This is a genomic window from Ectopseudomonas composti, from assembly GCF_900115475.1.
Lineage (GTDB): Bacteria > Pseudomonadota > Gammaproteobacteria > Pseudomonadales > Pseudomonadaceae > Aquipseudomonas > Aquipseudomonas composti.
In genome coordinates this window covers 411,006-429,574 of record NZ_FOWP01000003.1, presented here as the reverse complement: position 1 = coordinate 429,574, position 18,569 = coordinate 411,006, and the positions used below count along the sequence as shown (strand labels likewise).

The window sequence follows — 18,569 nt, the reverse complement described above, 5'->3', positions numbered from 1 at the left end:
TACGGTGTTGGGCGGGCATCCTAGGTAGGGCGAGCATTGCGTGCAAGTGAGTCGTCAGCGGCGCTGGCGATGCCGGGCCGCTTGCGGCACTATTGCGCCCCCGTTTCACCACCGAGTCCGAAAACGATGAAATTCATCCATCAACGCGAGCATCTGGAAGAGGGCGATCTGGTGGTCATCCAATGTTCGCAGCCCTGCAACATCCGCCTGATGAACGACGCGAACTTCCGTGCCTTCAGGAACCGCGGTCGACACAGCTACCACGGCGGCGCCTTCATCAAGTTCCCGGCGAAGATCCGCGTGCCCTCCAGCGGTTTCTGGAACATCACTCTGGATACTGTCAGTCGTCGCGCGGTGAGCGTGACGCGCAAGCCGCAGATGGAATACAGCATCAAGATCGTCCGCCGTCCCGCGTAGCTGCAGCACAAGAAAAAAGCTAAACGCTGACGTCCTGTTCGAGGTCACAACGGGTGAACCTCGCAAAAGGAGAGTCATCATGCTGAAGTTTCTCGGCGGTACTGTCGGGATCATTTTCATCATTGGCCTGATAGTGGTTATCGGCCTGCTGAAACTGATCTTCTAATCAATGGCCCCGCTGCGGGCAGCGGGGCGCATTCGATTCAGAGGCGGCGCTGGTTGCCCTGGTGCTGCTCGCAGCTCATGAAGCCCTTGCTGTCGACCCGACCGTTGACGTCGAAATCCACGTAATAGGGCTGCTCCACTCCATCGACATTCAGCACGTAGTTGTTGCAGGAGCCGCCGGTCACGCTGTTCGGTACTTCCGACGAAGGCGGGCCACCGAGGGTGCTTACCTGATCTCTGGTCATGCCGTGGTCGACCTGCTTGACCAGAGGCTCATTGCGAAAGGTCACGTAGTCGGTCGGGTTCTCGAAGGTCGAGCAACCACTCATCACGGCCGCTACGGCCATTACTGCAAGGCTGTGCTTGTACATGTCATCGCTCCGTCGAATGAGCCGAAGTGGCTCGACATGTGTTGGAGCTGCGCTCATGCATGAGAGTTCGAGTTTTTCGATGATCGGCGCGAGTCGCCTCGTGTTCGTCACTGCATGAAGTAAAAGAGCCCGCTAGTGCGGGCTCTTTTGTATCAGTCGTCGTAACCCAGGTTGGGCATCAGCCAGCGTTCGCTGACGGCGATGTCCTGGTCCTTGCGCTTGCTGTACTGCTCGATCTGATCTTTGTCGACCTTGCCCACGGCGAAGTACTGCGCCTCAGGGTGTGCGAAGTACCAGCCGGACACCGCCGCCGCAGGGAACATGGCGTAGTGCTCGGTGAGGAATACGCCGCTCTTGCCGGCCGTGTGGTAATCGGCCTCGGGGTCGAGCAGCTTGAACAGTGTGGCCTTCTCGGTGTGATCGGGGCAGGCCGGGTAGCCAGGGGCAGGGCGGATGCCTTTGTACTGCTCGCGGATCAGCGCCTCGTTGTCCAGTTGCTCATCGCTGGCGTAACCCCAGTAGTCCTTGCGCACGCGCTCGTGCAGCCATTCGGCACAGGCTTCGGCGAGGCGGTCGGCCAGGGCCTTGACCATGATCGAGTTGTAGTCGTCGCCCTTGGCTTCGTAGGCCTTGGCCACTTCCTCGGCGCCAATCCCGGCGGTGGTGATAAAACCACCGACATAGTCGGTGATGCCGCTTTCCTTCGGTGCGACAAAGTCGGCCAGCGACAGGTTCGGCTTGCCATCGGGCTTGATCGTCTGCTGGCGCAGGTGGTGCAGTTTGGCCAGGGGCTTGCCGTCGTCGCCGTAGACTTCGATGTCGTCATGGGCGACCTGGTTGGCCGGCCAGAAGCCGAACACGGCGCGAGCCCTGATCAGTTTCTCGTCGATCAGCTTTTTCAGCATCGCCTGGGCATCGGCGAACAGCGCGGTGGCCGCTTCACCAACCACCTCATCGGTGAGGATGCGCGGGTACTTGCCAGCCAGGTCCCAGGAAATGAAAAAGGGTGTCCAGTCGATGTACTCGGCCAGGGTCGCCAAGTCGATATCGTCCAGCACCTGCGCGCCGGTAAAGGTCGGTTTGGGCGCGACGTAACCCTTCCAGTCGAAGGCCGGCTTGTTGGCGATGGCATCGGCATAGCTCAGGCGCTCGGTGCGCGAGGCGCGCGCGGAGGTACGCTCACGCACCACCACATATTCGTCGCGGGTGCGCTGCACGAAGTCGGGCTTGAGCTCCTTGGACAGCAGTTGGGTAGCCACGCCGACGGCGCGCGAGGCATCGGTGACGTAGATCACCGCATCGTTCTTGTACTGCGGCTCGATCTTCACCGCGGTATGCGCCTTGGAGGTGGTGGCGCCGCCAATCATCAGCGGCAGGCTGAAGCCCTGACGCTGCATTTCCTTGGCAACGTGAACCATCTCGTCCAGCGACGGGGTGATCAGGCCGGACAGACCGATGATGTCGCACTTCTCAGCGATGGCGGTCTGCAGGATTTTCTCCGCCGGCACCATCACGCCCAAATCGACGATGTCGTAGCCGTTACAGCCCAGCACCACGCCGACGATGTTCTTGCCGATGTCGTGCACGTCGCCTTTCACGGTGGCCATGAGGATCTTGCCCTTGGCTTCCGGCTTGTCGCCTTTCTCGGCCTCGATGAACGGGATCAGGTGCGCGACCGCCTGTTTCATCACCCGGGCGGACTTGACCACCTGGGGCAGGAACATCTTGCCCGAGCCGAACAGGTCGCCAACGATGTTCATGCCGCTCATCAGCGGGCCCTCGATGACCTCGATGGGCCGCGCACACTGCTGGCGGCACTCCTCGGTGTCTTCGACGATGAATGCGGTGATGCCCTTAACCAGCGCGTGCTCGAGGCGCTTGTCGACCGGCAGCGAGCGCCACTCTTCGTTCTCGACTTCCTTGACGGCACCGCCGCCACGGTAGTTGTCGGCGATGGCCAGCAGGGCGTCGGTGCCGCCCGGCGTGCGGTTGAGCACCACGTCCTCGACGCGATCACGCAGCTCCTTGGGGATCTCGTCGTAGATTTCCAACTGGCCGGCGTTGACGATGCCCATGGTCAGGCCGTTCTGGATCGCGTAGTAGAGGAACACCGAGTGGATCGCTTCGCGCACCGGGTTGTTGCCACGGAACGAGAACGACACGTTGGACACACCGCCCGAGCTCAAGGCGTAGGGCAGGTTGTCGCGAATGAAGGCGCAGGCCTCGATGAAGTCGACGGCGTAGTTGTTGTGCTCCTCGATGCCGGTGGCCACGGCGAAGATATTCGGGTCGAAGATGATGTCTTCCGGCGGGAAGCCCACTTCGTTGACCAGAATGTCGTAGCTGCGCTGGCAGATTTCCTTCTTGCGCGCGGCGGTGTCGGCCTGGCCGACCTCGTCGAAGGCCATCACCACCACGGCGGCGCCATAGCGCTTGCACAGTTTGGCGTGGTGTTTGAACTGTTCGACGCCTTCCTTCATGGAGATGGAGTTGACGATGCCCTTGCCCTGGATGCACTTCAGGCCCGCCTCGATCACCTCCCACTTGGAGGAGTCGATCATGATCGGTACGCGGGAGATGTCCGGCTCGCCAGCGATCAGGTTGAGGAAGCGCACCATGGCCGCCTTGGAGTCGAGCATGCCCTCGTCCATGTTGATGTCGATCACCTGGGCGCCGGCTTCCACCTGCTGCAGGGCGACTTCCAGGGCTTCGGTGTAATTCTCTTCACGAATCAGCCGGGCGAACTTGGCCGAACCGGTGATGTTGGTGCGCTCGCCGACGTTGACGAACAGCGACTTGCGGTCGATGGTGAACGGCTCGAGGCCGGACAGGCGACAGGCTTTCGGAATGTCCGGAATCGGGCGCGGCTGGTACTTGGCGACCGCTTCGGCGATGGCCTGGATATGCCCCGGCGTGGTGCCGCAGCAACCGCCGATGATGTTCAGAAAACCAGAGGCGGCGAACTCTTCGACCACCGCCGCCATTTCCGCCGGCGTCTCATCGTACTCACCGAAGGCGTTGGGCAGGCCGGCGTTGGGGTGCGCGGACACGTGAGTGCCGGCCTTGTTCGACAACTCTTCCAGGTACGGACGCAGGTCGGCAGCGCCAAGGGCGCAGTTCAGGCCCACGGAAATTGGTTTGGCGTGGGCCACCGAGTTCCAGAACGCTTCGGTGGTCTGGCCCGACAGGGTGCGGCCGGAGGCGTCGGTGATAGTGCCGGAGATCATGATCGGCAGTTCGACGCCGTCTTCGTCGAACACCTGCTGTACGGCGAAGATCGCCGCCTTGGCATTGAGGGTGTCGAAGATGGTTTCGATCAGGATCAGGTCGGCGCCGCCCTCGATCAGGCCGCGCGTGGCTTCGGTGTAGTTGTCCACCAGCTCGTCGAAGGTGACGTTGCGGTAGCCGGGGTCGTTGACGTCCGGAGAGATCGAACAGGTGCGGCTGGTAGGGCCTAGAACGCCGGCGACGAAACGCGGGCGATCAGGGGTTTCCAGGGTCTTGGCGTCGGCCACTTCACGAGCCACGCGCGCACCGGCGACGTTCAGCTCATAGACGATCGACTCCATGTCGTAGTCGGCCTGCGACACCTGGGTGGCGTTGAAGGTGTTGGTTTCCAGGATGTCGGCGCCGGCATCCAGGTAGGCCTTTTCGATAGCAGCGATGATCTGCGGCTGGGTCAACAGCAGCAGGTCGTTGTTGCCCTTCACGTCGCTCGGCCAGTCGGCGAAGCGCTCGCCACGGTAGTCGGCCTCTTCGAGCTTGTAGCTCTGGATCATTGTGCCCATGCCGCCATCGAGGATCAGGATGCGCTCCTTCAGGGCTTGCTGGAGGGCTTGGAGGCGGGCGCTGCGATCGGACATGAGAACTACCTGAGCAAAGCGGAAACAAAGGTGCGCGATGATAGCAAAGCTGCAGGGTTCTGGAGCATTGGCGGCCTTTCCATGAATTTCATTCATGTTGCTGTGGACGCCGTCTCGTTAGAATTGCCAGCATCGCAATCAAGGATGTGGTCATGCTCAAGCCTGCTGCTCTTTTTCTTCTTTCTTTCGCAGCAGGCCTGGCCCGTGCGGAAGCGATTTCCTATATCGACGACGTGCAACCTATCCTTACCCACAAGTGCGTGGCCTGCCACACCTGCTACGACGCACCGTGCCAGCTCAATCTCGGCAGCGGTGAAGGCATTTTGCGTGGCGCCAGCAAGCAACTGGTCTACGACGGCATGCGCAGCGAGGCGCAAGCGACCACGCGCCTGTATCTGGACGCGCAAGGCGAAGCGGCCTGGCGTAAACGCGACTTTCATTCGGTGCTCGATGGCGAGAACGGCCAGGCGGCACTGATTAAGCGCATGCTCGAGCTGGGTCGCAGCGAGCCGCTGGAGCCCAACGCGAAGCTCCCTGACAACCTCGACATTGCCATTACCCGCAGCAACAGCTGCCCATTGCCGGGCGAGTTCGCCGCCTACGCGCAGAAGAACCCCCATGGCGGTATGCCGTTCGCGGTGACCGGCCTGAACGATGATGAATACGCCACTCTGGAGCAATGGTTGGCGCAGGGCGCGCCGGTCGCCGAACAGGCGCTAAAGCCCAGCGCGGTTGAGTTGCGCCAGGTGGCGGAGTGGGAAAGCTTCATGAATGCGCCCGGCGCACGGCAGGACCTGGTGTCGCGCTGGCTGTACGAGCACCTGTTCCTCGCCCACCTGCACTTCGAGGGTGGTGAGCCCGGCCACTTCTTCCAGATGGTGCGTTCGCGCACCCCCAGCGGCAAACCCATCGACCCCATCGCCACACGCCGCCCGAACGATGATCCGGGCACCGAGTTCTATTACCGCCTTTGGCCGATCCAGGGCGTGATCGTGCACAAGACGCACATCACCTATCCGCTGGGTGACGCCAAGCTGGCGCGGGTCAAGGAGCTGTTCTTTGGCGAGGACTGGGCGCTGGATGCCGTGCCAGGCTACGGTGCGCAGCGCCGCGCCAATCCCTTCGAAACCTTCGCCGCGATTCCGGCGCGGGCGCGTTACCAGTTCATGCTGGATAACGCCGAGTACTTCGTACGCACCTTCATCCGTGGCCCGGTGTGCCGCGGGCAGATCGCCACTGACGTGATTCGCGACAACTTCTGGGCCGTGTTCCAGGCGCCGGAGCACGATCTCTATATCACCGATGCCGAATATCAGCGCGAGGCGACGCCGCTGCTGGCCATGCCTGGCCAGTTCGATGACATTGGCGATCTGTTGGGCCTGTGGCGTAACTACCGCGACAAGCGCAATGATTACGAGAACCTGCGCAAGGACGCCTATGCTGACGCACCTGCCGCGGACTGGGCGCACATCTGGAGTGGCAACGACAACGCGTTGCTGTCGATCTTCCGTCAGCACGACAGCGCTTCGGTGCGCAAAGGCCTGCTCGGCGAGATTCCGCAGACCCTGTGGTGGTTGGACTATCCGCTGCTGGAGCGCACCTACTACCAGTTGGTGGTCAATTTCGACGTGTTCGGTAACGTCTCGCATCAGGCACAGACGCGCCTGTATTTCGACCTGATCCGCAACGGTGCCGAGGTCAACTTCCTGCGTTTGTTGCCGGCCCGCTCGCGGGAGGCCTATCTGGATGACTGGTATCAGAACAGCGGCAAGTTGAAGATGCTGCTGGACTACACCTCGGTCGATCACCGCTCACCAAGCGCCATTGGCCTGGCCGGCAACGATCCGAAGAAGCAGTTCGCCGAACAGCTGCTGCAGCGCTACGCCAAGCTCAATGCGCGCCCTGATCCGATCAACCGCTGCACGGGCGCGCATTGCTATCGCGATGGCCTGCCCAAGGAACTGCAACATACCGAGCAGGCGTTGGCGCGCCTGGCCAGCCGCCCGGCCGGTGGCCTGCGGGTGATCGATCAATTGCCGGAAGCAACCATGCTGCGGGTGGAGCTGAGCGACGGTTCGCGCGAGATCTACAGCCTGCTGCGCAACCGCGCGCATAGCAACGTGGCGTTCATGCTGGGCGAGGAGCTGCGTTATCAACCGCGCCTGGACACCCTGACCATCTACCCGGAAGTGCTGAGCAGCTACCCGAACTTCCTGTTCAACGTCAAAGCCGCTGAGGTGGATGCCTTCGTCAAGCAGATGGAGGCTGTCAGCGACGCCAAGTCCTTCGAGACTATCGTCGAGCGTTGGGGCGTGCGCCGCAGTCATCCCGAGTTCTGGCGCTATTTCCACGATCTGGCCGAGCGTATCCGTGAAACCCAGCCAATTGAGGCGGGGGTGTTGGATATGAATCGCTACCAGAATCTCTAGCATGACCTGGCGCGGCAGACGCTGAGGTGTCTGCTGCGCGGCTTACACCCCGTCGTTCATTGTTTCGCTGCGCTGATCTTTCTCGCTGTGCTGCGGTCGGACCCTGTGGTTGCCTGTTTCCAGGCAACCCGGTTTCGATCTCGGCAACAGGGGGAATGGCGGTTCAATGTTGGTTTCAGTACAGGCGTTACGGGCGTTGGCAGCCTGGGTTGTGGTTTTTCATCATGTCATGCAGGTGTTCTTCGATTTTCAGGCTGACAGCTTCGTCGGCCGCCTGTTTGCCGAAAGGGGTGCTGTTGGCGTCGACATCTTCTTCGTCATCAGCGGCCTGGTGATCTATCTCTCCACCCAGGGCAAGAGCATCACGCCCTGGCGCTTCATGCTCAATCGCGTGCTGCGTATCGTCCCGGCCTATTGGCTCTACTCGCTGATTGCGGCGCTGATCATCGCCTTCGTCAACCCGGTGATGCCCGTGCAGGAGTTCGACCTGCATCATCTGCTGCTCTCGCTGTTCTTCATCCCGGCCGAGAATCCCGGCGGGTTTGGACTCTATCCGACGCTCAATGTCGGCTGGACGCTGAATTACGAGATGTTCTTCTACCTGCTGTTTGCCTTGGCTTTCGTCTTTACCGAGCGATTGCGCCTGCTATTCATCGTCCTGGCCCTGGCAGCGTTCAGCCTGCTGGCAACGCAGCCGTGGATGAGCGATTTCTACCGCAACAGCATCGTTTATGAGTTCGTCCTCGGGGTATGCCTGGGCGTGATCTACAAACGGGGCTGGATTCGTCAGGGCCTATGGCTGCCACTGCTGGTCATCAGTGCAGCGCTGCTGACCATCTACCACTTCGACAACTCCATGCGTTTACTGCATTGGGGCGTACCGAGTGTCTTGATAGTCGCCGCCTGCATCGCCATGGAGCCTTGGTTCAGGGGCAATCGCCTGTTTAGTCATATGGGTGATTGCTCGTACTCGGTGTATCTGCTGCACGTGATCGTGCTATCGCTGGGCTGGTATCTGCAGGCCAGACTCGATCTTGAGCCGACCCTGGTCATCGCTGCCTGCATACCGGTGATCGCAGTGGCAGCCTGGGGCAGCTACGAGTTGATCGAAAAGCGCTTTTTCGTCCGCGCCAAGCTCTGGGTCGGCCAGCGAACCGACTCAGGAAGGCTGCAGTCACTATCCTGAGTAAATTAGTAGGACTATATTCAGGGCGTCACTTGGCGTACAATTCGCCGCATGACCGTGAGGAGTTGCCATGAGCGCCATCATCATTACCCAAGCTGCCGAAGACTACCTGGCCGAGCTGCTGAGCAAGCAGGACACTCCGGGTATCGGCATTCGCGTTTTCATCACTCAGCCAGGTACGCCTTATGCGGAAACCTGCATTGCCTACTGCAAGCCGGGTGAGCAGAAACCTGAAGACACCGCCGTTGGCCTGGCCAGTTTCACTGCCTGGATCGACGGCATCAGTGAGGCTTTCCTGGAAGACGCAGTCGTCGACTACGCCACCGACCGCATGGGTGGCCAGCTGACCATCAAGGCGCCGAATGCCAAAGTGCCGATGGTCAACGAGGACAGCCCGCTGAACGAGCGCATCAACTACTACCTGCAGACCGAGATCAACCCCGGCCTGGCCAGCCACGGCGGCCAGGTCACTTTGATCGATGTGGTCGAAGAGGGCATCGCCGTACTGCAGTTCGGTGGTGGTTGCCAGGGCTGCGGCCAGGCTGACTACACCCTCAAGGAAGGCATCGAGAAAACCTTGCTCGAGCGCATTCCTGAACTCAAGGGTGTGCGTGATGTGACCGATCACAGCAACCGCGAGAACGCCTACTACTGATAGGCCAGAGCAGATGTAAAAGGGGCGACCGGAGTCGCCCCTTTTCATTTCAGGCCTTGAGTACGCGCGTGCTGGAAGCGGGGAAGCGCTCGAGCTTTTCGGCTGGGCGAATAGGGCGCTTTACCAGTTCACCGCTGCAATTCGGGCAGCGCAGCGCCAGAACGGATTCCGCGCAGGAACGGCAGAAGGTGCACTCGAAGGAGCAGATCAGGGCGTCACTGCTGGCTGCAGGTAGATCGCAGTCACAGTTCTCGCAATTGGGGCGCAGTTCAAGCATGGCGCTAAGCTCGGCACAGTGGGTGATCGCAGCAGTCTGCAGTCGCCGGGGGCTAAGCGCAACGGGCAAATCGAGGGGCGCGCAAGGCGCCCCGAAACGAGTTACTCCGGCATGCTCCACGGCGCCAGGTCGAAGCCCTGGCTGCGCAGCTCGTCACGGGAGCGCTGCAGCGCAGCTTCCAGCTGTTGCGGGTCACTGTAGGTGGCGCTGGACAGTTGGCGGCCGAGCAGGCGGGTGTTGGTGCGGTCGATGACGCTGATGCTGACGACGCCGGTGCCGTCCTGCGGAGCCCAGGCTACGCACTGGAACGGGCGGAAGGCGCGATCGGCAATCAGCAGGGCTTCGTTAAAACGCAGCGGAGTGTTCATGGGTTCGGTTTCTCCGAGTTGATCCCAGTAATTAATTGCGGCCATCAGGTTATTGCTGTTGGCCTTACATTACTGTTGATGAACGCAGCGAACCCATAAGTCACACGTTACTGAAAAAAGTTTTATTGCCGCCGTAAAGTGTCCTGGTGAACACTTCAGGCGTCTTGCGGGTTACAACTTTCTACTGCGAAAGTTCCAACTCGGTTTCTTCTTCACTCGGCTGCGGCGCAGTAACAGCGGGGGCTGGCGCGTTACGCTGATGCCGATAGGCACTGACTGCCTCATATACCGATTTGCGTAAGCGATTTATGCCGCCGATCGGGCGGTGTTCTGGTAGGGCATGCCAGGGGTTGAAGGACAAATTGTCGCAGAACAGGTTTTGTTCGCGGCTATCGAAGTCCTGAGGTTGCACGGTAATACGTGCAACGCTTTCGAAGGGCGATATCTTTTCGCTCCACTCGACACTCGGATCTTCGATTGGCATGTAGTACTGCGCATTCTGTTTTTGCACTTGCAACTCGAAGCACGCAGGTGCGCGGTCCAGTGACAGCTGCTGGTAAAGCGCATTGCGCAGGAAGTTGGGCAGGGCGTTGTTCTGCTCTGGCAGCTCGTAGGGTGGGCAGTTCTGCGGTGCAGGTATCACGCGGTACTTGATGTTCAGCTCACCGAGCTTGAAGGGCGCGATGGAATTGTAGGTGGTGGCCACAGGGCTTTCTGGCGCTGGAGCCAGGGTTTTCAGGGCAATGACCAGGTGACGAGGCTCCCAGGTGCGCGGGTCCCAGCTGGGGAAGAAGGCCTGAACCTTCTTGCCATCGGCCTGGGCGGCGAAATTGCTGTGGTACTCCGCCACGTCGCGAACGAAAAAGGCCGGATGGTTGAACATCACGAAGTCTTGCTCGCCTGCGTGCGCCGGGCTCTTCATGAGTTTCTCGCCAGGCACGTCGAGCAGCTTGATGGCCATGCCGCGTGCATCACGGGCACGGTCGAACTGGGGATAGGCGTTACCGTTGGATAGACGCATCCAGGCTTGCCAAGTATGCCCGGGTTCGCTGAACACGCCGTGGCGCAGTGACGCATCCAGCGTATCCAGCACCTGCACCTCGGCTTTCACGCAGCCATGGGCCTTGGCGTGGGCGTCACGCAGCACGCGGGTGTTATCGCGGTGTTGCTCGACGATGCGCACCGCATCTTCGATGATCAGCCGGGTCAGCGCCGCTTCATCCGGTGCGATCTGTTCTTGCGTGGAGACCGGGCCGGAGAATTTCCAGGCGTAATAAGCTTCGCCCACTCCCCAGCCAATCAGGCCGACCAGAGCGACGGTGAACAGCAGTTTGCCGAGCAGACGACCGAGCCAGAGCCAGAAGCGTTTCAACATCGTTGCAATCCTTGTTCTAGGTATCGGTTGAAATCAGCCTTCGCAGTTGGGGCCAGGTGTCCAGGGACGCACCGGTGCCTGGCTGAGCTGAGTTTCCAGGTCAGCATTACCGAGCACTTTGAGGTATTCGATCAGGGCCAGGCGCTCGTCCGGCGACAGGGCGCGTCCGATTACACCTTCCTGGCGACAGCCATCGCGGAACTCATGACCGCCATTGTTATTGCCAGTGATGCGGGTATCGAGCAGGAATCCGCCTGGGAACTCGTCGCTGCGATAGCCCACGCGCACCGGGTCGAATTCGAAGTCGCCAACCCAGAACTGTGCCTGCCGCTCGTACACGGGTGACAGCAACTCGAACAGGTTGGGCACCGAACCGTTGTGCAGGAAGGGCGGAGTAGCCCAGATGCCGTCGAGGGGACGGGCCTTGTAGCCGCGCTTTTCCTGAACGCCGATGGGCAGGCCATAGCCGTCCATTTCCTTGCGCTGGCGTGGTGCGATACCGGCATCCTGATAAGCGCGGTTTTCCACGTAGGCAGTGATGTAGGCCAGGCCCTTGGCACTGGAAATGCTCTTGAAATCGACATCATCGAGGCTGGAACCGAACAGCTTCACATCCAGGCGCGACAGTTCAGCCTTGGTCCAGCCCAGGCGGCTGATGTCGAAGCGATGGTCAGCGATGTTATCGGCAGTGGTCGGGTCTGTGCCGACGATGCTGATCGGCACAACGCGCATCTTCCATTCGGGGTCGCGCGCAGGCGCCAGGCGCTGATCACGGGGCTTGGGATCCGGGGCGTGACAGTAGGCGCAATTCTCGGTGTAGAGCGCCTTACCGCGGCTGGCCAGCGGCAGGTCTACCTTGCCGAAGACGGTTTCCGGCCATTTCGGTGGCTGCAGCCGCTTCAAGGTTTCTTCGAGGGTGTAGAGGTCATGCAGGCGCACGCTGGAAGCGTAGCGATCCGCTTCGGCGACGCCTTTGCCGTGCTCGTCGAGCAGATGCAGGCTGGCGCCGACGCCAAGGGCTTCGCCGACGTTACGCGCCATCGGCTGCATGGCCGAGCCATTCCACTGCACCCAGTCGAACTTCCAGATATCCCAGAGTTGCGGATAGCTGACCGGCGCGTTGGCAATGCGGTAGTTGGCCTCGTCCAGTACATCACCGAACACGGTATTGGCAATGCGGCCGAAGGCGTCGGTGCGGCCAAATCCCTCTTCGGTCGGGTACAGGCCACGATGCCAATCGTTGAATGCCGTCGCCAGCAGTCTGTCGAGCACCTGCTTGAAATCTTCACGCAGCTGATCACGGCCTTGTGGGTACTGGTCACCCAACACTTGCTGAGCGAAGCGGCGGAATTTCAGCGGGTTGTAGTAGGTGAAGGCCATGCTCATGCCCAGCGCCTGGCCGAAACCGCCGCCGCGCAGGGTGGGGACGGTGGAGGCGAGGGAGTGCAGGGCCGCGCCACCGTCGATGCGCACGGCTTGGCCTCTATAACGCAATTCGCCGGTGTGACAGGCCGCGCAACTGATATCGAGGAAATGCTCGCCGCTCTCGCTGTCCTGGTGGCGGGTAAACCCGACCGGCAGATTGCCGGGGTTCAGATCGCTGGGCTGCTGCTTCGGATCGGTGAGAAAACCGAAGCGGGCGAGGTAGTCGAGGCGGGCGAATTTTTCCTTACCAAACGGCATTTCCAGCGCGTTGAACCAGTCATAGCGCAGGCCTTTAACTGTGGTGCCCTGGGGCGTGTAGTAGTAGGTCTGACGCTGCTCCTCGCTCCACTGCTGCAAATAGTGCAACTGGTTCGGCTGCTGATACGCCGGGAGGTTGGGATTGGCCACGTAATACAGCGCCACTGCGACGCCGATCAGGGCCAACAGAAGGATGAGCTTGAGGGTACGGCGGAGCAGACGCATCAGAGACATCCTTGTGGCGTTCTTATTAAGTTGCTTGTTATGCCAATACTGCACAGCGTTGGCAAGATGCCATCGCTGTGATCTGAAGCGGCGCGCAATAACCAGCAGGAACAATGGATATAGAGAAATGATCCATGGGGCGTCAAAGTTCTTGCTAGCGTTACAATTGCACGCGCCAAAGTATTGTTTTTATTGGGATTACAAAATAATGGCGCCAAGGATGGAATATGTTCGAGGCAGTTTCCTTCGCATCCCGGCAATTATTGGTGCTTGAACCTTTCGATGCATACGACACCTTGCTCCAGCCATTGCAGGCTGCCGGCTGGACCTTGAAGCCTTGCTCCCCGGAAATGCTCGCCAGCCATGTTGCTGATGCGCTCCTGCTGCATCTCGATCAGCCTCCCAGTCCTGCGCTGCTCAAGCAGTTGCAGTGCTCTGGACTGGGGGGCGTAGCCTTGGTGGACGACGCACGATTGATGCAAGCCTGTGAACAGCTGGCCGGCGAAGGGCTCTTCGCAACGCTGCCGATTCCGCCAGAAATGCCGCGATTGCTGGAAACCTTGCTTCAGGCTCAGGCGGCTACTCGATTGTCCAGACTGAAAGGCGGGCGAGCGCCACTGCAGTTTCTCGGTAATAGCGGCCCTGCGCGCAGCTTGCGCAAGCTGCTGGATACTCTGGGGCGCAATGAGGGTCCGTTGCTCATCAGTGGCGAACCCGGCAGCGGTAAGCACCTGCTGGCGCGATTGCTGCACCAGCGTTCACCCCGTGCTTCACATTACCTGCGCTGTATCGATTGCGCCGAAGAACTCGATGTCACTGCGCTCAGCGCTGCAACGGTAAGCAGTGTACTGCTGGAAAACCCTGGGCAACTGGCTGAAGCGGATCAGCAAAAGCTGTTGGATCACCTGCAGCGCCATCCGCATGCAGCGCTGTTCACCCTGGATCGAGACGAGCTGATGCCGGCGGTTCAGCAGGGGCGCTTCCGGCCGGATCTGTTTCAACTGTTGGCGGCCCGGCAACTGCACACGCCGACTCTGCGAGAGCACCCTGGCGATCTGTTGCTACTGGCCGAGCATTTCGCCAAGCAGCTTGGCGCTACGGTCGCTCGCCATCACCGCCGTTTCAGCGACGAGGCGGTAGATGCCATGATCAGCCATGCCTGGCCCGGCAATGTGCGTGAGTTGCGCAATCGCGTGGTGCGCGCCCTGGTGCTGGCTCAGGGCCGACAGATTCTTGCCGCTGACCTCGGGCTGCAGCCAATGCAGGCCAGCATCGATGCCCCCGTGACGCTGGAGGACTACATCCTGCGGGCCGAGCGGCAGGCGCTGAACGATGTCCTCGCTCGCTATACCCACAACATGAGCCAGGCGGCGCGCACGCTCGGAATATCGCGGCCGACCTTCTATCGACTGCTGCACAAGCATCGCTTGCGCTGAGGCCCTTGCTGTAACGCTCGATAAACGCTGCTAAGGTGCTTGGCAAACTGTCGCCAAGGAGATTGTCATGCACCCGTTCGACGCCGAGAAGCCGCCAAAATTGGCTGTTTTGCTGGGGTATGCAGGGCTGGTTCCATTCGTCGGGGGCGCGCTGGGGATCTGGGTGATTCCCTTGGGCTGGCGTCCGTTCGTGCTTGACGCATTGCTGGATTATTCCGCGGTGATTCTGGCCTTCATGGGCGCCATTCACTGGGGCTTGGCCATGCGTGGCGAGGAGGCAGACGAGAAGGCCAAGTTGCAGCTGGGGCTTTCGGTGATACCGCCTTTGCTGGGGTGGGCTGCTCTGGCCGGTGGGCTGCCCATGGGCTTGTCGCTGCCGATCTTCCTGTTCTCCTTCGTCGGCCTGTACCTGGCCGACATGCACGCCGTGCGGGTGGGGCTGGCGCCACAGTGGTACCCGGCACTGCGCACGCCACTGACACTGGTGGTGTGCTTGAGCTTGCTAGTGGCCTGGGCCAGCGTGCTGATCAGTTGAGCCGAGTAGCGCTGCGACATGCTCAAGTGCGGCCTGGCGGCGTTGGCCCCAGTCGCCGGACAGTTCGCTGAAGCGCTGCCCGTTAGCCAGCAGCCAGTCTCTGCAGGCCTGATGAAAGGCCTGACGCTCGACCAACTGTGGCTGGCAGCGTTGGCCGTCTTCGACCCAGGGCACGCCGGTGGGATCGAGTAACAGGTGCTGGTCATAACGCCGCGCCAACAGCTCGCCCTCCAACCATGAGGGGCAATCGCCGAACAGGCATTGGCTCCACAGCATGTTGCTCAACAGGTGCGTGTCGAGAATCAGCAGTGCGGGTGTGGCTGCCCGTGCCGCATCTTCCCAGGCCAACTGGCCGCGCGCGATCTCGGCGATGTCGGCGTAGCAGGTATCGCGCTGTTGCGCGTCGATGAAGTGGCGTACGTACTCGCCCACGACCACGCCACCGAAGCGCGCCTGTATTTCCGCCGCCAGCCAGCTCTTGCCGCTGGACTCCGGGCCGGTCAGCACCAGAACTTTCATGCCGCGTTCCGCAGTGCTGGGTCGCGTCGCCAACTGAGCCAGCCGCTGATGGCCAGAGCCGTGAAGGCGGCGTAAAGGCCTGCGGTGAGAAACAGCTCGCTGTACAGAAAGAAGGCGACATAGCAGAGGTCCACCACCACCCAGAGCGTCCAGCATTGCAGACGCTTCTGCGCCATCCACCACTGCGCGACCAGGCTGAAGGCGGTCAGCGCCGAATCCAGCCAGGGCGAGCTGGCGTCAGTGTAGGTGGCCATGAGATAGCCGAGCAGCCCGGCACCGAGCGCGCCGCTCAGCAGTCCAGTCAGCACTGCGGCCACGCCCAGGCGGCTGACGGTGCGCCCATCGTGGCGTTCGCCGCCGCGGGTCCACTGCCACCAGCCATACAGCTGCAGCGCGGCGAACAGCAGTTGCAGAAGCAGGTTGGAATACAGGCGCCAGTCATAGAACAGCCAGGCATACAGCAGCACCATTACCAGGCCGATGGGCCAGCACCAGGGGTTCTGTCTGACGGTCAGCCAGACCGCCACGATGCCGAGCCCGGCAGCAATGAGTTCGAGCCAGGACATCCGGCGTCCTCAAACTAGGAAAGGGTGGCGATTGTACTGGGGACGCCGACTCAGCACACCAGGCTGTCGGCTTGTCGATAGAGCATCAGCAGTTTGCGGGTGATGGTCTGCTGAATGTCGTCGCGCTCGAAGCTCGACAGTCGTTCAAGGCGCGCCAGTTGTAGGCGATGCAGGTGGATATAGGGCATTTGCTGGTCGAACTCGCGCAGATCACCCTTCATTAGCACCGGCAGGAACAGATCGCCGATCTTCTTCTGGTTGCTGATGATCTGCGCCAGCGCGGGCTTGAACGGCATGGTCTTGGGCGCCGGTCCACCATCCTTGATCTGCGTGCTGAGTAGCAAGCCTGGTTTGCCCAGAACCCGGCCTGGCAAGACGCACAGGCCCGTCTTGCGAATGGCCTGGCTATCGATGCCATGCAGGGTGTCGTGAAAGGCGTAGGGGTTGGGCAGTACCACCATCTTGCGACCGAGATCGGTGGGGAAATGCAGGCTGTAGTTGGTGTACAGCTGCCCCACCGATTCGGAATAGACGCACAGGCGGTTCTCGAACAGCTTGATGAAGCGCTCGGCCAGCTCGCGACGGGCCATGCTGTCCAGGTCCCAGATCAGGTCCTGGTTCTGTGGTCGACTGAAATCGACTTCCTGATGCTGCATGCTGCTCATGCTTGTCTCATACGCGGAACTGCCCAAGCAGACGATTGAGTTGGTCGGCCAGTTGCTTGAGGTGCTGACTGGCCGCGCTCGACTGCTCGGCGGACTCGGCGGTGTTGTGGGCCAGTGCGGCCGTTTGTGTGACGTTCTGGTTGATGTCTTCCACCACGTGGGACTGTTGCAGGGTGGCGCTGGCGATCGAGGCATTGAGCCCGGTGAGGTTGCGCAGCGACTGGGCGATCTGGGCGAGGCTTTCGCCGGCCTGGCTGGCTTGCTCCACGGTCAGTTGAGAGGCCCGACTGCTTTCGTTGATCACCTTGACCGCTGCCTCGGAGTTGCCTTGCAGGCGCTCGATCATGCCCTGAATCTCGGCGGTTGAGGTTTGCGTCCGTTGCGCCAGCAGTCGGACTTCGTCGGCGACCACGGCGAAGCCACGGCCCTGTTCGCCGGCGCGGGCAGCCTCGATGGCGGCGTTGAGGGCGAGCAGGTTGGTTTGCTCGGCAATCGAGCGAATCACCTCCAGCACGCTGCCGATCTGCGTGCTTTCGCTGGCCAGCGACTGAATGACTTCGACCGCCTTGTCGATGGTGCCCGAAAGCTGGCCGATCTGGCGCAGGCTCGCTTCGATGTTCTGCTGGCCCTGGCTGGCCTGATCCTCGGCAGTGTGCATCTCGCTGGAGGCGTGTTCGGCGTTCTTCGCCACGTCCTGCACGCCGTAGGTCACTTCGTTCACGGCGGTCGCCACCAGCTCCATCTGCTGCGCCTGTTGCTGACTATGGCGCTGCGCCTCGCTGGAGATGTCGCCCAGCGAACGTGCGGCCTGATCCAGCGAGCCTGCCGAGTCGAGCATCTGCCGAATCACGTGGCGCAGCTTCTCGGTAAAGGCATTGAAATAGGTGGCCAGCGCGGTGAGTTCGTCACGACCATGGGTGTCGAGATTGCGGGTCAGGTCGCCTTCGCCGCTGGAAATGTTGGCCATGGCGTCCACTGCCGCCTGCAGTGGTTGCACGATGCTGCGGGTAATCAGCACCACCAGCGCCGCCAGCAACACGGCGATCAGCAGGCCGATGCTCATGGCTTTCATCGCCTGGGCGCGGAACTCCGCCTGCACGTCATCGACATAGACACCAGAGCCGATGATCCAGCCCCAGGGCTGGAACAGCTCGACATAGGAAATTTTCGGTACCGGATCACTGGCACCGGGCTTCGGCCAGCGGTAGTCAACCTGACCGGCCCCCTGGCTGCGGGTGATGGCGACCATCTCGTTGAACAGCGCCTTGCCGTCCGGGTCCTTGAAGCCGGAAAGGTTCTGGCCCTCGAGCTTGGCATTCATCGGGTGCATGAGCATGACGGGCGTCATGTCGTTGATCCAGAAGTACTCCTGGCCGTCATAGCGCAGACCGCGGACCACTTCCATGGCTTGTTTTTGCGCTTCTTCGCGGCTCAGACTGCCGGCACTTTCCAGGCTGTGGAAGTGCTTGAGAATGCCGGCGGCACTCTGTACCACATGCTCGGTCTTTTCCGATTTGCCGTTGTACAGGTCGGTGTGGATCTGGCGCAGCATATAGGCGCCCTGCAAGACCAGCGTCAGGATGGCCAACGCGAGAATCAGCCAAAGACGTCGGCTGATGGGAAGACTACGCAAGCTGTTCATGGACGAATTCCTGATTGTTGTAATTGTCGGCTTCAGGTCTGCCTCGACGGGCACAGGGCAATACTGTCACATCAAGGCATTATTCACTCTAGTTGTCTGATAGCATTTCGGCAGCCCGGCAAAGAACCTGAATAGCACCGCGTTAGACCGTTGCCAGGAACCTCCGCGACTGACTTGTGTCCCACGGCCGGG

Annotated in this window: 17 protein-coding genes; 7 read left to right on the top strand and 10 right to left on the bottom strand. The window is 61.0% G+C overall.

Annotation, left to right across the window (positions count from 1 at the left end):
* The first annotated feature begins 69 nt into the window (after positions 1-69).
* Positions 70-417: a DUF1883 domain-containing protein gene (locus BM059_RS08235; RefSeq protein ID WP_179527705.1), complete on the top strand. Its 348-nt coding sequence runs from the start codon at positions 70-72 to the stop codon at positions 415-417.
* A gap of 79 nt (positions 418-496) precedes the next feature.
* On the top strand, positions 497-583 hold the full coding sequence (locus BM059_RS25865) for a small membrane protein YohP (RefSeq protein WP_115291545.1): 87 nt from the start codon (positions 497-499) through the stop codon (positions 581-583).
* A 37-nt stretch (positions 584-620) separates the two neighbouring features.
* Here the strand turns inward: BM059_RS25865 and osmE are convergent, their stop codons facing one another.
* Positions 621-953, bottom strand: a complete 333-nt coding sequence (gene osmE, locus BM059_RS08230) for an osmotically-inducible lipoprotein OsmE (RefSeq protein WP_036999593.1) — start codon at positions 951-953, stop codon at positions 621-623.
* Between the two features lie 152 nt (positions 954-1,105).
* Positions 1,106-4,816, bottom strand: coding sequence for a methionine synthase (gene metH / locus BM059_RS08225; RefSeq protein ID WP_074937886.1), 3,711 nt, complete (start codon positions 4,814-4,816; stop codon positions 1,106-1,108).
* 152 nt (positions 4,817-4,968) lie between these two features.
* On the opposite strand from metH, the gene BM059_RS08220 reads away from it, so the two are divergent.
* The 3 genes from BM059_RS08220 (at position 4,969) to nfuA (ending at position 9,086) form a co-directional block, all read left to right on the top strand.
* Positions 4,969-7,245: a fatty acid cis/trans isomerase gene (locus BM059_RS08220; RefSeq protein ID WP_074937884.1), complete on the top strand. Its 2,277-nt coding sequence runs from the start codon at positions 4,969-4,971 to the stop codon at positions 7,243-7,245.
* A 166-nt stretch (positions 7,246-7,411) separates the two neighbouring features.
* Positions 7,412-8,431 (top strand): acyltransferase family protein, encoded by a 1,020-nt coding sequence (locus BM059_RS08215; RefSeq protein ID WP_074937883.1) that lies wholly within the window; start codon positions 7,412-7,414, stop codon positions 8,429-8,431.
* A gap of 70 nt (positions 8,432-8,501) precedes the next feature.
* Positions 8,502-9,086: a Fe-S biogenesis protein NfuA gene (gene nfuA, locus BM059_RS08210; protein ID WP_036999586.1), complete on the top strand. Its 585-nt coding sequence runs from the start codon at positions 8,502-8,504 to the stop codon at positions 9,084-9,086.
* A 49-nt stretch (positions 9,087-9,135) separates the two neighbouring features.
* On the opposite strand, the gene BM059_RS08205 is transcribed toward nfuA, so the two are convergent.
* From BM059_RS08205 to BM059_RS08190, 4 genes are all read right to left on the bottom strand, one after another.
* Positions 9,136-9,363 (bottom strand): DUF1272 domain-containing protein, encoded by a 228-nt coding sequence (locus BM059_RS08205; RefSeq protein WP_036999584.1) that lies wholly within the window; start codon positions 9,361-9,363, stop codon positions 9,136-9,138.
* 101 nt (positions 9,364-9,464) lie between these two features.
* Positions 9,465-9,731: a hypothetical protein gene (locus BM059_RS08200; RefSeq protein WP_036999583.1), complete on the bottom strand. Its 267-nt coding sequence runs from the start codon at positions 9,729-9,731 to the stop codon at positions 9,465-9,467.
* A 181-nt stretch (positions 9,732-9,912) separates the two neighbouring features.
* Positions 9,913-11,106, bottom strand: coding sequence for a catalase family protein (locus tag BM059_RS08195; protein ID WP_074937882.1), 1,194 nt, complete (start codon positions 11,104-11,106; stop codon positions 9,913-9,915).
* A 33-nt stretch (positions 11,107-11,139) separates the two neighbouring features.
* Positions 11,140-13,014: a di-heme-cytochrome C peroxidase gene (locus BM059_RS08190; RefSeq protein ID WP_074937880.1), complete on the bottom strand. Its 1,875-nt coding sequence runs from the start codon at positions 13,012-13,014 to the stop codon at positions 11,140-11,142.
* A gap of 227 nt (positions 13,015-13,241) precedes the next feature.
* Here BM059_RS08190 and BM059_RS08185 point away from each other — a divergent pair, with 227 nt between their 5' ends.
* Positions 13,242-14,450 carry a sigma-54-dependent transcriptional regulator gene (locus BM059_RS08185; protein ID WP_083413245.1) on the top strand — a complete coding sequence of 403 codons (1,209 nt, stop codon included), beginning with the start codon at positions 13,242-13,244 and terminating at the stop codon, positions 14,448-14,450.
* 67 nt (positions 14,451-14,517) lie between these two features.
* Entirely contained in the window at positions 14,518-14,985 is a 468-nt protein-coding gene (locus BM059_RS08180; protein WP_036999578.1) for a DUF3429 domain-containing protein, read from the top strand.
* On the opposite strand, the gene BM059_RS08175 is transcribed toward BM059_RS08180, so the two are convergent.
* The 4 genes from BM059_RS08175 to BM059_RS08160 are packed head-to-tail and all read right to left on the bottom strand — an operon-like array spanning position 14,953 to position 18,377.
* The gene (locus BM059_RS08175; RefSeq protein ID WP_074937878.1) at positions 14,953-15,504 is read right to left on the bottom strand and encodes an AAA family ATPase; all 552 of its coding nucleotides are present in this window, start codon (positions 15,502-15,504) and stop codon (positions 14,953-14,955) included. The two genes, BM059_RS08180 and BM059_RS08175, sit on opposite strands and share 33 nt — an antisense overlap.
* Positions 15,501-16,070, bottom strand: coding sequence for a nicotinamide riboside transporter PnuC (gene pnuC / locus BM059_RS08170; RefSeq protein ID WP_074937876.1), 570 nt, complete (start codon positions 16,068-16,070; stop codon positions 15,501-15,503). The genes BM059_RS08175 and pnuC overlap by 4 nt, the downstream gene beginning before the upstream one ends.
* Positions 16,071-16,120: 50 nt before the next feature.
* Positions 16,121-16,735 carry a hypothetical protein gene (locus BM059_RS08165; protein WP_036999575.1) on the bottom strand — a complete coding sequence of 205 codons (615 nt, stop codon included), beginning with the start codon at positions 16,733-16,735 and terminating at the stop codon, positions 16,121-16,123.
* A 7-nt stretch (positions 16,736-16,742) separates the two neighbouring features.
* Complete coding sequence (locus BM059_RS08160; RefSeq protein WP_036999570.1) at positions 16,743-18,377, bottom strand: methyl-accepting chemotaxis protein; 1,635 nt, start codon at positions 18,375-18,377, stop codon at positions 16,743-16,745.
* Positions 18,378-18,569: the final 192 nt, after the last annotated feature.

Coding starts and splice junctions, on each gene's coding strand:
- BM059_RS08235 (WP_179527705.1), top strand. CDS start 70: ATGCCGGGCCGCTTGCGGCACTATTGCGCCCCCGTTTCACCACCGAGT.
- BM059_RS25865 (WP_115291545.1), top strand. CDS start 497: ATGCTGAAGTTTCTCGGCGGTACTGTCGGGATCATTTTCATCATTGGC.
- osmE (WP_036999593.1), bottom strand. CDS start 953: ATGTACAAGCACAGCCTTGCAGTAATGGCCGTAGCGGCCGTGATGAGT.
- metH (WP_074937886.1), bottom strand. CDS start 4,816: ATGTCCGATCGCAGCGCCCGCCTCCAAGCCCTCCAGCAAGCCCTGAAG.
- BM059_RS08220 (WP_074937884.1), top strand. CDS start 4,969: ATGCTCAAGCCTGCTGCTCTTTTTCTTCTTTCTTTCGCAGCAGGCCTG.
- BM059_RS08215 (WP_074937883.1), top strand. CDS start 7,412: ATGTTGGTTTCAGTACAGGCGTTACGGGCGTTGGCAGCCTGGGTTGTG.
- nfuA (WP_036999586.1), top strand. CDS start 8,502: ATGAGCGCCATCATCATTACCCAAGCTGCCGAAGACTACCTGGCCGAG.
- BM059_RS08205 (WP_036999584.1), bottom strand. CDS start 9,363: ATGCTTGAACTGCGCCCCAATTGCGAGAACTGTGACTGCGATCTACCT.
- BM059_RS08200 (WP_036999583.1), bottom strand. CDS start 9,731: ATGAACACTCCGCTGCGTTTTAACGAAGCCCTGCTGATTGCCGATCGC.
- BM059_RS08195 (WP_074937882.1), bottom strand. CDS start 11,106: ATGTTGAAACGCTTCTGGCTCTGGCTCGGTCGTCTGCTCGGCAAACTG.
- BM059_RS08190 (WP_074937880.1), bottom strand. CDS start 13,014: ATGCGTCTGCTCCGCCGTACCCTCAAGCTCATCCTTCTGTTGGCCCTG.
- BM059_RS08185 (WP_083413245.1), top strand. CDS start 13,242: ATGTTCGAGGCAGTTTCCTTCGCATCCCGGCAATTATTGGTGCTTGAA.
- BM059_RS08180 (WP_036999578.1), top strand. CDS start 14,518: ATGCACCCGTTCGACGCCGAGAAGCCGCCAAAATTGGCTGTTTTGCTG.
- BM059_RS08175 (WP_074937878.1), bottom strand. CDS start 15,504: ATGAAAGTTCTGGTGCTGACCGGCCCGGAGTCCAGCGGCAAGAGCTGG.
- pnuC (WP_074937876.1), bottom strand. CDS start 16,070: ATGTCCTGGCTCGAACTCATTGCTGCCGGGCTCGGCATCGTGGCGGTC.
- BM059_RS08165 (WP_036999575.1), bottom strand. CDS start 16,735: ATGAGCAGCATGCAGCATCAGGAAGTCGATTTCAGTCGACCACAGAAC.
- BM059_RS08160 (WP_036999570.1), bottom strand. CDS start 18,377: ATGAACAGCTTGCGTAGTCTTCCCATCAGCCGACGTCTTTGGCTGATT.